10 protein-coding genes are annotated in these 13,336 nt (G+C 35.8%); 2 read left to right on the forward strand and 8 right to left on the reverse strand.

Annotated elements, in window-relative coordinates:
* Positions 1–123: 123 nt before the first annotated feature.
* Positions 124–1,908, forward strand: a complete 1,785-nt coding sequence (locus AC4BC7_RS08695) for an LTA synthase family protein (protein WP_490502636.1) — start codon at positions 124–126, stop codon at positions 1,906–1,908.
* A gap of 441 nt (positions 1,909–2,349) precedes the next feature.
* Positions 2,350–2,688 carry a hypothetical protein gene (locus tag AC4BC7_RS08700; RefSeq protein ID WP_490502637.1) on the forward strand — a complete coding sequence of 113 codons (339 nt, stop codon included), beginning with the start codon at positions 2,350–2,352 and terminating at the stop codon, positions 2,686–2,688.
* A gap of 550 nt (positions 2,689–3,238) precedes the next feature.
* Here the strand turns inward: AC4BC7_RS08700 and nagE are convergent.
* The 8 genes from nagE to AC4BC7_RS08740 form a co-directional block, all read right to left on the reverse strand.
* A complete protein-coding gene (gene nagE / locus AC4BC7_RS08705) occupies positions 3,239–5,215 on the reverse strand; it encodes an N-acetylglucosamine-specific PTS transporter subunit IIBC (RefSeq protein ID WP_490502638.1) in 1,977 nt (658 codons plus the stop codon).
* A gap of 2 nt (positions 5,216–5,217) precedes the next feature.
* Complete coding sequence (locus AC4BC7_RS08710; protein WP_490502639.1) at positions 5,218–6,063, reverse strand: PRD domain-containing protein; 846 nt, start codon at positions 6,061–6,063, stop codon at positions 5,218–5,220.
* Between the two features lie 216 nt (positions 6,064–6,279).
* Positions 6,280–7,254, reverse strand: a complete 975-nt coding sequence (locus AC4BC7_RS08715) for a DHH family phosphoesterase (protein WP_490502640.1) — start codon at positions 7,252–7,254, stop codon at positions 6,280–6,282.
* Between the two features lie 14 nt (positions 7,255–7,268).
* The gene (locus AC4BC7_RS08720) at positions 7,269–8,600 is read right to left on the reverse strand and encodes a DRTGG domain-containing protein (RefSeq protein WP_207942349.1); all 1,332 of its coding nucleotides are present in this window, start codon (positions 8,598–8,600) and stop codon (positions 7,269–7,271) included.
* Between the two features lie 260 nt (positions 8,601–8,860).
* Positions 8,861–9,562: a glucosamine-6-phosphate deaminase gene (gene nagB / locus AC4BC7_RS08725; RefSeq protein ID WP_490502641.1), complete on the reverse strand. Its 702-nt coding sequence runs from the start codon at positions 9,560–9,562 to the stop codon at positions 8,861–8,863.
* 86 nt (positions 9,563–9,648) lie between these two features.
* Positions 9,649–10,794 carry a mannitol-1-phosphate 5-dehydrogenase gene (locus tag AC4BC7_RS08730; protein ID WP_490502642.1) on the reverse strand — a complete coding sequence of 382 codons (1,146 nt, stop codon included), beginning with the start codon at positions 10,792–10,794 and terminating at the stop codon, positions 9,649–9,651.
* Between the two features lies 1 nt (position 10,795).
* Positions 10,796–11,236, reverse strand: coding sequence for a PTS mannitol transporter subunit IIA (locus AC4BC7_RS08735; RefSeq protein WP_207942352.1), 441 nt, complete (start codon positions 11,234–11,236; stop codon positions 10,796–10,798).
* Positions 11,236–13,302: a BglG family transcription antiterminator gene (locus AC4BC7_RS08740; RefSeq protein ID WP_207942353.1), complete on the reverse strand. Its 2,067-nt coding sequence runs from the start codon at positions 13,300–13,302 to the stop codon at positions 11,236–11,238. Before AC4BC7_RS08740 ends, AC4BC7_RS08735 begins: the two co-directional genes overlap by 1 nt.
* Between the last annotated feature and the right edge of the window lie 34 nt (positions 13,303–13,336).

The raw sequence follows: 13,336 nt of genomic DNA on the forward strand, positions 1-13,336 counted from the left end.
CTCATTTTTGAAAGAAAGACTGTACAAAAAGAAAAAACTTGATATAATCGGGTCAGTTTCATCAAAATTCAAAGAGATTTCTTGGAGCAAAAGCAATACATTTTAGAAAGGATCTACAACATCATGATGTTCATCAATTTTCTTCTTGTAGGTACGTTGACAACCTTAGCTGAATTACGTTGTTCTAGCACTTTGCATGGGAAAAATAAGACATTCATATTTTTACAAAACACCGTATATATTAATTTATTTTCGCTCTTTTTATTACGTTTTATCTTACAAAAAAATCATTTATTTCTAAATGAGACTTACACAATCCCCTTTAGCTTGAAATACGTCTTATTTGCAATGGTAATTGGGTTAGTTTTTTTATTTATGAAATATCAAATTTATCATTCCGCTCATTTGAAGGAATGTAAAAAACCACGGACCAAAGCTGAACGAAACTGGCTAATTATTGATTCAGCGATGTTTTTGATTGGATGGTTCTTGCTAATTGGTACCGATTGGTTTCATCATTTCTTTGGTTCCATTGCACCGGAACAGTTTATGTTTAATTTTACCTCGCCTGTAAATGGTGCCGCCAATGAGCTTTTAATTGATGTTGTAGATACACAAATTTTATTATATGTGACTGGTGCTGTTATTTTTTTAACTTTTTTATGGGCACCTGTCAATGTCGTAAACAAATATCGTACGCCGTTACCAAATGGACGTATTCGTAAAATTGGCGGTGTTATCGCCGCATTTCTATTATTTATCTCTAGTATTTATGCCATTTCGACCTTGCGCTTAGATGAAGTTATCCATTCGCTAACTTCGAAATCATCTTATATTGAGGATAATTATGTTGCACCTGATTCAGTTAAATTGACTTTTCCTAAACAAAAACGAAATTTGGTACACATCTACTTAGAATCTATGGAAAACTCTTATTTAGATTCTTCTTTAGGTGGGGATTCAGAAGAAAACCTCCTGCCAGATTTAACAGCTTTGTCCCAAGAAGGCATGCATTTTTCTCAGGATGAATTATTTGGCGGACCTTATCAAACATATGGCTCAGGTTGGACAATGGCGGCTGTTGTAAATATGACAGCCGGTTTGCCAGTCAAAATTGCAACAGATAGCCATGCCTATGGTAAAAAAGATTACTTTTTACCTGGTGCAACTACCATGAGTGATATTTTAGCCGAAGCAGACTATCAACAAACATTACTAATGGGCTCTCCTGCCAATTTTAGTGGCATGGCAACTTATTATCAAACGCATGGCAATACACATTTAGTCGATTATCAACAAGCGAAAGAAAGCAACCGTCTTCCTGAAGACTATTACGTTTGGTGGGGCTTTGAAGATCAAAAATTATTTAGCTTTGCCAAAGAAGAATTAACACGTTTGGCAGCAAGTCAAGAACCTTTTGCTTTGACGATGCAAACAATTGATACGCACTTTCCAAATGGCTATGTAAGTAATGAAACACCGAAGCTTTATGAAAACCAGTACGCCAATGTGATTGTTCATTCGCAAAAACAAGTGACTGAATTTGTACGTTGGATGCAAACACAACCGTTTTATAAAGATACAACTGTCGTGCTAACAGGCGATCATTTAAGCATGGATAAAGACTATTTTGATAACATTCCTGCTGATTATCAGCGTTCAACATTCAATCTAATTTTAAATAGTGCTACGCCTGCCAAAACGCCCCAACGTGCCTATGCTTCTTTTGATTATTTTCCAACAATTTTAGCTAGTATGGGTGTCACTATCCCTAATAACCGGTTAGGCTTAGGAACTGATTTAACCTCAACAACGCCCACCCTAATTGAAAGAGATGGTTTAAAAAAAGTCAATTTAGAGCTCGCAAAAAAAAGTAAGTTTTACAATCAAGAGTTAGTTACACCATGATAAAAACGGTCATCATTTATCATTAAAATTAGTTGCAAAAAACTTAAAAATAAGCTTCTCTTATAGTCGGAATTGATTGTAAGAGAAGCTTATTTTTTAAGTGTATACACATTTAGCTTATATCCAATGATACCTATCAATACTGATATAATAGAAATGATGAGATCATTTATAGTTATATTGTGAAATCTAAGGACTGGTGAGACTAGCGTAACGATACTAAATAAAAACATTCGTTCACTTTTATGAGCATTCAGAAATAGCAGAATAAAAAACATATAACTATCAAGCTACGTTTCATAAAGAGAATAAAATCATTCAAAAAAATAACTATTCAAGTAAACTACGTAACTTTAGATAAAAAAGACTATATTATAAATAAATTAATGAAATCAAAGTAAAACGATATACTTTGAAATATAAATTATGAGGAGAGATAGCATGAAAAAAGTACTATGGATCTATTCCATAAATGTTCAAGATGGTGGTCCACCATTCGGCTATGGTCCCAATACATCGGGAAGAGGTGCAAAACATTTTAAGGAAAAACTTAAAGAAGAATTACCATCCGACATTGACCTTCAATTTATTAGTTACGATACTACGTGCAACGTGCTACCATCAGCGGATTTAATTATTTTTAATGATTTGGATTCAAGGTATATTCCAGAGAAAATTAAAGAAAATGGACTGTGTATTCCTTACCAGAATATTTATACAGGAAACGTTGAAGATGTTACGCATTTAATTCTTAATTCTTTGACAGAAATAGAAAATTAGTTCCGTTTACGAATCCTTCTCTTATACAAGAACTCTCTGAAAAAATGTTTAAATCAAAAATAAAAAACGGTACCTAGGTATGCTTACTCACATTTCATCTGCAGTAAGTATACCTAGGTACCGTTTTAAAATTAGTTGAATTTTCCACTTGTATAAATTATAAATTTCTTCATACAACCTTTCAATTTTAGATTACTTAGAAAAGGCAAAGGCCTTTATTGTTTACATTTTTTCATCTGTTATTTGAATAGTTGCTATTGCACACTCGACCTTACGCCATTGATAAAGAGTAAGTATTAGTCCACTCAATCCGATAATAAGATACCAGTTTCGAGGTTGAATCATCCAGCCGATGCTGACTATCAATAAGCTTATATACAGAACTATCCGAACAGCTTTCACTCGCCGTTGAATGCGACGTTTAACGGCTTGTTTCTGATTAATCATTTGAATCTTTACTCCTTTTTAGGCTTTATTTTAACATATTATTGATTCCAATCTTCCCATATAAACAAAAAAACCATCGAGCATAATACTCGATGGTTTAAAATTAGTTACTTTCAATAGAACCGATAACAGCATTCGCTTCATTATTTCCTGTTTCAATTGCTAAAGAAGCAATGTTATCTGGATTCGTAAAGACCACAATCATGTCTGTATGACGACCAGCGTCTTTAATCATGTCTAGGTCAACTTTTGCAATCAATTGACCACGTGCGACATTCTGCCCTTCTGCAACATACAATTCAAATGGTTCACCTTTTAAGCTAACTGTATCAATGCCCATGTGTAGTAATACTTCTACACCTGAAGCTGTTTGAATCCCCATCGCATGTTTTGTTGGGAAAATATTTAAAATCGTTCCAGCAACTGGCGCAAAGATTTCTCCTGTAGTTGGTACGACTGCAAACCCATCACCCATCATTTTTTGAGAAAATACTTCATCAGATACTTCAGTAATTGAGACTACTTGTCCATTGGCAACTGCATAAACATCTTGGATTTTTGGTACTTCGATGACCGTTTCTTTTCCTGTTTCAACGGCTGCTGCTTTTGGTGCACCTGTATGCATACGGGACATTTCATCTGCTACAAATTGCACTTCAGTACCAACAATCACTTGAATATTATTTTTATCAATCACTTTGATTCCTGGAACGCCTGTTGCTTTTATCTTCGTTTGATCTACGATGTCAGTATCTTTTACTTGCAAACGTAAACGAGTTGTACAATTATCAATTGTTGTTACGTTTTGACTACCACCTAAACCTTCATAAATACGTTCCGCCATTACTGCATGTTTACCACCAGTTGATGATGCGACATCTTCAGTTACTTCACTTTCGCCTTCTTCACGACCTGGTGTCATTAAATTGAATTTTTTAATAGCAAAAGTAAAACCAAAGTAGTAAATTGCGGCAAAAACAAGACCTTGTACAACCAACATTAATGGTTGATTGGCAACGGGATTTTTCAATGCTAAGAAGAAATCTACAAAACCAGCACTAAATGCAAAACCAGCTGTCCATTGGAAGAACGCACTGATTGCTAAAGATAAACCTGTAAATACGGCATGTAAAACATACAATGGCCATGCAACAAACATAAATGAAAATTCTAGTGGTTCAGTCACACCTGTAAAGAATGATGCAAACCCTGCAGCCATCATTAATGACGCAGTTACTTTTTTCTTCTCCGGACGTGCAGCACGATACATCGCAAATGCCCCTGCTGGTAAGCCAAACATCATAACTGGGAAGAAACCAGCTTGATACATGCCTGTTTTACCAACGATAGCTAAACCTGAATCAATAGCTTTTTGTCCACCTAAGAAATTCCCAATATCATTAATGCCCGCTACATCAAACCAAAATACAGAGTTTAACGCGTGATGTAATCCAGTTGGAATTAATAAACGGTTAAAGAATCCATACAATCCAGCACCGACAAATCCTAAGTTCGAAATTCCTGTACCAAATGTCACTAACACATCATAAATGACTGGCCAAGCAAAATATAAAATAGCTGAGGCAACAACCATTGAGACAGCTGACATAATTGGGACTAAACGTTTCCCACTAAAGAAAGACAACGCCATCGGTAATTTTACATTACTAAAGCGATTGTACATTGCAGCAGCAACCAAACCAGCAATAATCCCGATTAATACGTTATTTTGTGTTTTAGTAAATGCTGCGGCTACTGCACTTACATCATCCAATCCTTGAATTGTCTGAATAGAAGCCGGTGACAATAATTTTTCTGGCACAAGGTACGCAACTAAACCAGCCAAAGCTGCGGCACCATCTTTATCTTTTGACATCCCTAATGCTAAACCGACTGCAAATAACACTGCCAAATGACTTAAAATCGCATCCCCTGCATTAAACATAAAAATTGTAAATACATTGATATTTGGATCACCATTTCCTACCCAGTTAGCAATCCCCATTAAAATTGCGGCAGCTGGTAATACAGCTACTGGTAACATTAACGAACGACCCATTCGTTGCATATATGCTTTCATCTTTATTCCTCCATTTGTTTGGCGATACGCAAGCGTTCAATATGAATCGCCAGGTAGCCTAATTCTTCACTTGTTGTTGATACTTGATAATTTTTAATTAGCAATACTCGTATTTTTTTCGCAACTTCATAGCTTTCCGGATATTTCCGTTTCACCATCTCGACAATCTCATCATCTAACACTGCGTATTGTTGATTGTGATAACGTTGTAAAAGCAAACGCAAGTGATTGGCTAAACGAGAATAATTTAATGCCATTTGTTCTCCGTGAATATCGACGGACAGTTCTTTTTCTATTAAGCGAATAATATCTGAAATAATAGTGACTTCCCGAATACTTTGATGATTACTGTTATGTCCACTTCTAGCGCTATGCAAGTGAATGGCGATATACCCCGCTTCATCATATGTGTAAGGAACACCTAACTCTTTGTTTAAATAATCCACTGCCCATTGTGCGATACTAAATTCATCACTGTATAACACTTCGATTTCTCGAAGTAATTTATTACGAATGATAATTCCATTGCGAATGTTCGATGCAGCAAATGCGATGTGATCCGTCAGTGCAATAACTATATGCTCATTTAATTTTTCCATTAAGACGGTTTCCGCATAATCAATAATATGTTCCGCGGCAAATAAAAATTGTTCGTCAATTTGATTTAATAAACTTTGCAACTTCATTTGTCCTTCTGGTTCCATGACGAAAATTCGTTCAATCTCACGTGAAAACAATAAGTCATTTCTTTTTTTCTCAAACCCAATTCCTTTGCCAATTGCTACTTTCTCTTCGCCATCATCTTCAACTAATACAGCATTTTGATTTAAGATTTTTTTGATTTTCATTGCGAATAATTCCTCTTCTGCAGAATAGTGTGTTTCATTTTACTAGAAATGTTTGCGGCCAACAAACAAAAAAAGCATGGAAAAATCCCCTAAAAAGTGTAAAAAACACCCTTTGCGGAATTTCCCATGCCTAGTCTATCCTAGTCACATGAAAACAAGTATGTTAACAATTTCCAATTGTATAGACCTATTTGTATTTTGTCAAGAGATACTCTGCTATTTTTCGGTATCTTTTGCGTCATTTTCAACAAATTCATGACATAAACGCTGAATTTCTTCATAGATTTCTTGCGCTTCTTCTAAACTATAGGCATTTGCTCCACTAGCTAAGGGATGCCCACCACCATGATGTTGTTTCGCTAATTCATTAATTACTGGGCCTTTTGAACGTAATCGCACACGGTAATAGCCTTGTGGTTGTTCGACAAAAATCCCCCAGGCTAGAACATCCTCAATCACGCCTGGCAACGGTACTACACCAGCTGTTTGAGCGTCGGTGACTGAAAATTCTTCCATCAATTCTTTGGTAAAAATAATACGCCCAGCGCCATGTTCATCGATCTCCAGATTTTGATACACATACCCTGAAAGTCTAGCGACATCTCGTGAAACTTGTTCCAATTGGCGATTTAATTTCGTTGCATCAAATCCATATTCAACTAATTTTGAAGCAATTGCTAATGTGTGTGCAGACGTCGCTGGATACAAAAATCTTCCCGTATCCCCTACAATACCGCCGTACAATAGACGTGCTGCTGCTTCATTCATCACTAATTCATCAGGGAATAACTGCCAAAAATCAGCAATCATTTCACTACAACTACTTGCATGGGTATTGACCCAAACTAAATCGCCGTATGGTTCATCATTTGGATGATGATCAATTTTAATTAACTTATCGCCTAAATCGTAACGCGAATCACTAATTCTTGGTGCATTCGCTGTATCTGTCACAATGACTAAAGCTCCTTGATAAGTCTCTTCTGGAATTTCTTCCATGGTAGCTAAATATTCTAAGCCTTCTACCGGTCCGCCTACTTGATAAATGGCTTTTTCAGGAAAACTTTGACGTAAAATTTCAGCTAAACCAACTTGTGAACCTAACGCATCTGGGTCAGGACGTTGATGACGATGAATAATAATTGTGTCATATTGTTTGATTTCATTTAAAATTTCATTTTGTATGCTCATTGAAACTCTCCTTTCTATGGACGCTCCATTACTTGGCAAACTACAATCGCTTTACCAACTAATGAATTCTCAATAAAGATTTCAATATCTAGTTTCGCTGAACGTCGACCTAATTCGAGAATTTTTGGTTGTAAAATAATTTCACTTTCTAACTGAATTAAACGGAAATAATGTAAATTCACTTGCTCAATCCAAGTATTACGTCGTTGATTAGCAATCATCGTACGTTTTGTGGCATTCGCAATCACTTCATTCAATGCACCAAATGAAATGGTTCCTAGTTCATCAACCATTTGTGGCGAAACAGTAAAACTAAAATGTGGTTGGTCTAATTTATGCCCTTCAAAATCTTGTTCAATAATACGTACTTGATCGGTAATTTGATCAGAAATTGTATCAGAAACTTGGGGTTGACGTTGAACTAATTGCATAGCTTTCATGACATCTTGACGCGTCACAATCCCTATTAAAGATAAATCATCTGCTACAACAGGCATCACTTCCAAGCCATCCCAAATCATCTGATGACTGACCGATGCTACACTCATTTCTTTTTTCACCATGCGTGGATCTCTAGTCATCACCCGTTCAATTAGTTGACTGCTTGATTTTTCAAAAACATCTTTTGCTGTCACAATTCCAACTACACGCATGTTACGATTGACCACAGGATAGCGAGAATGATGGGTTTCTTCAGATAATCGCTTGTAGTCTTTCACGGTGTCTGTAATCGTTAAATATTTGGTCTTGTCTAGTGGCATATAAATATCGCTAACTAATAAAATATCTTTTTTGATTAATTGGTCACTTAACGCACGATTAATCATTGTCGCAACTGTAAAAGTATCATAGGTTGTTCGTAAAATTGGTAGCTCAAGTTCATCTGCCAATTGCTGAATTTCAGCGGTTGTATCAAACCCACCAGTGATTAAGACAGCTGCTCCTTGCTTAAGCGCAAGTTCTTGTACATTTTCACGGTTTCCGACAATCATTAACGAACCGGGCGTTATATAACGTTCCATAGCATTTTCTTTCATTGCTCCGATGACAAATCGGTTCAAATCTTTGTCTAAACCTGCTGAACCACCCAAGACATCTCCTTCAATAATTCGAACCACTTCACTGAAGGTTAACTTTTCAATATGTTTTTTTAATTTTCGTTCAATCCGAATTGTTCCAACACGTTGAATGGTTGAAACCAACCCAATATTTTCGGCATCTTTGATTGCACGATACGCAGTTCCTTCGCTGACTTCTAATTCTTTGGCAATTCCGCGAACAGAAATCCTTTCGCCAACAGGTAAACTCTCAATATGCGCTAAAATCAAATCATGTTTTGTTGCCATTTTTTACACCTCAATTTTTTGTTATTTTAGTCTATTATCAGATTAAAATAATTCAATTACTTTGATTAATACCTTCTTCGCTATATCACTTCTGTATGTTTATCTTTTATTTACTTTCACTGTTTTTTCACTATAAAAGTTAATACAGTGTAACACTTATATTGTAACAGATAATAACAGATAAAATAAACAAAGAACTCTACAAAATAACAGAAAAAAATCCTTAGACAAGTTATCGTCTAAGGATTTTTGCGTGTATTTTATAATTTGCTTGCTGCAGCTTCGTCAACAATCACAATAACGTCATCATGCTTTTGTAAAACACTTGCAGGAAGATCCGTTGTTACTTCCCCATCAATCATGCCTTTTACAGCTTCTGCTTTTGCTTCGCCGAATGCTATTAAGATGATTTTTTTACTTTTTAGAATTGAACCAATCCCCATTGATAATGCGTGTGTTGGAACATCTTCAACTTTATCAAAGTAACGTTTATTCGCATTGATGGTTGATTCTGTTAATTCCACAACTTGAGTAGTTGCATCAAATGGAGTGCCAGGTTCATTAAAACCGATATGGCCATTTTGACCAATTCCTAATACTTGAATATCAATTGGATGTGTTGCAATGATTTCATCGTAATGTTTGCACTCAGCTTCTAAATCTTCTGCTTTGCCGTTTGGTACAAACGTTTCTTTAAATGGTTTTTCATTAAATAGGTGTTTATTCATAAAATAGCGGTAACTTTGTTCGTCATCACCACTTAAGCCAACATACTCGTCTAAGTTAATAGATACTTTATCTGAAAAATCTAAATCACTTGCAATCATATAGCTGTACATTGTTTCTGGTGTGCTACCTGTCGCTAATCCGAAAACTTCCGCGCCATTTTCAATACCTTCTTTAATAATTTCAAACGCTTTTTTTCCGCCTTCGTCCGCATTTTTTACACGAATAACCTTCATGAAAAACTCTCCCTTACAATTTGTATTTTGGTATATGCCAATTTTAACATTCTTTTATTGTAAAAGCAAGAATCCTCATGAAAAATCTACTTGTTTTTCTGATAAGCTTTTTCGATTTCTTCAACCAACGCGTCATCTTCTAGTTTGGTAACACTTTGAATCACTTCGCGTAGTGGTTTTTCTGCCAATAATTGCGCTAGCTGTTCGCTTTCTTGATCTGCGGCATCACGATAGTTTAAAATCATCGCCACGACTTCCAATAAATGTTGGTAAGAAAGATCACGCTCTTTTGCTTCACGAATTGGACGAATAAAACGTTCATCAAAGCCCAGTTTACGAATAGGTGTCCGAGCCACGCGTGTGATATCATCTGAAATGTACGGATTTTCAAAACGATGAATGATTTTCTCTGCGTATTTTTCATGTGCCTCACGGTCAAATCCCCATTTAGCAATCAATAAATCTCCTGTTTCTTGTAACACATTCTTTAATTGCATCAATACACGTTCATCGGCAATGGCTTCTCCAATTGTTTGATAGCCGTAGAAACTACCAGTATACGCTGTTGTTGCATGTCCCGTATTAACAGAAAATAATTTCCGTTCAATATATGGTTCTAAATCTTCTACATACAAAACGTTTTCTAACTTAAGCTCTTGGTTTTTGCGTTGTGTCGCGTCAACTACCCATTCGCTGAACGGTTCAACCGATACAAATAAGGGATCTTCATGATGTTGAATCGGCACAATTCGGTCAACTGCTGCATTGGGGAAGCCCACAAATTCTTCCACATAAGCTAAGTCCTCATCGGTTAAATATTCTTTTACTTTTGAGAACAAGAACTGACTACCACCAATCATGTTTTCACAAGCAATTACATCAACAGGTGTCGTTTTTTGTGCCTCACGGCGTTTTTGGATGCCTTTTGCAATTAATTCAGCAATAAAAGGCAAGATATTTGGTCCAATTGCAGTTGTCACAATGTCCGCTTCTGCGATAGCATCGACTACTGCTTCAGGTTCTGTTTGGTTATTTAACCCATTCACATTCGTTACCGCAATGCGTTCTTTTGCTTCACTTGCTAACTCAATTTCATAGGCATTTCGCGCTTTTAACGCATCAATAATTGTGGCATTAATATCAACAAAATCAATCGAAAAGCCATTATTGAATAAAATTTCTCCGATAAAACCACGACCGATATTTCCTGCACCAAAGTGAACAGCTTTCATTCTATTCAACCTCCTCAAGCAAGCTAATAATTTCTTCCACAGAAGATGCACTCACCAATTTCACCACATTATCTACATCTGAACAGAAAATCGCAATCTTTTGTAAGATATCTAAATGCTCGTTATCTACACCCGCAATGCCAAATACAACCATTGCTAATTTTTCTTCATCAGAATCAGTACTAAAATCAATTCCTTGAGGAACTTGAATAATTGAAATGCCGCTTTTTTTCACGAATTTTTTAGCTTCATCTGTACCGTGAGGAATTGCAATGAAATTTCCCATATAAGTAGATACTAAATTATTTCGGTCAATCATCGCATCCACATAAGCTTCATCAACACAACCAGCTTCCACTAATAAACGACCACTTTCACGAATCGCCTCTTCTTTTGTAGCAAATTCCTTGTTTAATAAAATCATGTCTTTTTCTAATTGCATTATTTTTCCTCCTCTACCTCTCTTATTTCATTTACAAAGAGAGAACTAATTAATTCATAAATAATTTCTTTGGTTTCATGTTGATAGATATCCATGTTTAAATCACTTTCAATGATTGAAGCACTAATTAAACCTAATAACTTTTCTTCAGCAGTAGTCATTGGTTCGGGAGCCAACATTAACAATACTCGTGTAAGCGCCATTGGTTTTCGATCCATTCCTAATACAGGAATAGGGGAAGTTAAATCAAAAATACTGAAATAAGGTCCTTTCACATTCGAATTCGCACTATGGAACAACGCTAAATTCGTGCCCGGAATGCCAATAGGTGCCGTTTGGTGGCGTTTTAACACCCGCTCACTAACTTTTTGCGCATCTTCTACAATGACACCTTCCAATTCATTGATAATCTGTTGAATGGTAGCGTCCAGATTTTTATCAGTTTGAATAGTTTTAACATCAAATTGTGTCAGTAAATCATTGCCTACTTTCATAATTTCATATACCTGATCAAAAGAACCTTCAGATTCTTTTGACAGAATAGTTGGTTTAGCACTTTTTGACTCAAATCGTTTTTCGTGAATTTCTTGTTTGATTTTTTGTATTTCATCGTCCAATAATAATGGTGAAATTAATTTATACGGTAATGTAAAATCAGGTAAGAAAATGGTTGATAGAATCAAATCAAATTCTTTGTAATTCACATGACTCATCTGTGAAATTTTAATCACTTGAATATGATCGATTTCAGGAATGTATTTGCGTAAGCGACTTTCTAAAATCTTCGCTGTGCCAATACCACTGGAACATAAGACTAAGGTGGAAATAGCTTTTTTTGTCGGGTTACGCTCCAAAGATGCCGCAAAATGAATCACAATATATGCTAATTCATCATTTGAAAAATGCTCTTTAGGAAACTGTTTGGCAAGTGCTAATTGAATCGCTCGTGTCAAATCATCGTATTGCACCATCACTTTATCTAGCAGTGGATTATTTGCTAACTGGACAAGGTTATCCATCCGTTTAAACGCTGCTGATAAATGGGTTAACAGATCGTAATACAAGGTGTCATCTGCTCGAAAATCAATATGGGTCATTTCTGAAACAAAACGGATGACTTCCCGAATTTGGTAAGACAACTCTACGTCAAAGCTTTCTAAAAAGATGTTTTGTGGTTTCTTATAGTTGACTCCTTCTAACTGTCGGGCAAAGAAAATAGTTTCTTCTATCGGCATTACTAAATCATGTTCTTCTACATTTTCCATAATTTGTTCAGCCAACGCATAAATATCAGATGAAATTTGACTATCATCAATCGGTGAGATTAATAAGTGATTCGATTTTACTCGATCAATCGACAACGCCAAAATAGTTACCACTTGTTGGACTTGATTATCCGTCACTTCTAAAAATAGTTTGTTACGCTTATCTAAAATAACTGTTTTAGCAATGTAAAAAGCCTGCGATGTAATTAGATTCAAGAAGAAATTTGATGTTACTTGTTCGGTTGTCGTTGGTGTCAGTAAGGAAAGATAATGAAAAAATTCATACTCACTCACACCACTATAAATAGTATTTCCCAAGATTTGACGGCGTTCATATTCACCACCAACAATGATAATGCCTCTTGCTTTCCGACGTTCCAGCGCTAGAGAATATTCAGTTAAGCTTTCTTCTACTACTTGTAAATCTGCATGGATTGTACTGGGACTCACTTCAAAATCAATTGCCAAACCTTCAATCGTTTGTTCTTCATCTGCCAAAAGTAAACTGGATACTAAGGCACTCTGACGATGAATAGTATCAAGAGGTGCTTTTTCATCCTCTTGTATCACTTGTTTAATTTCCGTTAACTTTTCAACTTCGCCAACTAACCGATACCCTTTGCCACGTGGTTTCACAACTTGAACTTCCATCGGTTTCAAGCTTTTTTCAATACTAGATATTTCACGATATAATGTTCGCTTGCTGATTTGTAATATATCTAATAATTCTTGCGGAGTAATCCCCTCGGTATATTCAACTAATAGTTTTAGAATTTGTTTTTCCCGATTCGAGAAATACAAGTTATTCACCTCCTCTAAAATGGCAAAAAGCAGT

The organism is Enterococcus sp. AMC1623, from assembly GCF_058216495.1.

Excerpts from the sequence above, each read along its gene's own strand:
- nagB (WP_490502641.1), bottom strand. The coding sequence starts at position 9,562 with ATGAAGGTTATTCGTGTAAAAAATGCGGACGAAGGCGGAAAAAAAGCG.
- AC4BC7_RS08730 (WP_490502642.1), bottom strand. The coding sequence starts at position 10,794 with ATGAAAGCTGTTCACTTTGGTGCAGGAAATATCGGTCGTGGTTTTATC.
- AC4BC7_RS08710 (WP_490502639.1), bottom strand. The coding sequence starts at position 6,063 with ATGAAAATCAAAAAAATCTTAAATCAAAATGCTGTATTAGTTGAAGAT.
- AC4BC7_RS08720 (WP_207942349.1), bottom strand. The coding sequence starts at position 8,600 with ATGGCAACAAAACATGATTTGATTTTAGCGCATATTGAGAGTTTACCT.
- AC4BC7_RS08695 (WP_490502636.1), top strand. The coding sequence starts at position 124 with ATGATGTTCATCAATTTTCTTCTTGTAGGTACGTTGACAACCTTAGCT.
- AC4BC7_RS08715 (WP_490502640.1), bottom strand. The coding sequence starts at position 7,254 with ATGAGCATACAAAATGAAATTTTAAATGAAATCAAACAATATGACACA.
- AC4BC7_RS08735 (WP_207942352.1), bottom strand. The coding sequence starts at position 11,236 with ATGCAATTAGAAAAAGACATGATTTTATTAAACAAGGAATTTGCTACA.
- nagE (WP_490502638.1), bottom strand. The coding sequence starts at position 5,215 with ATGAAAGCATATATGCAACGAATGGGTCGTTCGTTAATGTTACCAGTA.
- AC4BC7_RS08700 (WP_490502637.1), top strand. The coding sequence starts at position 2,350 with ATGAAAAAAGTACTATGGATCTATTCCATAAATGTTCAAGATGGTGGT.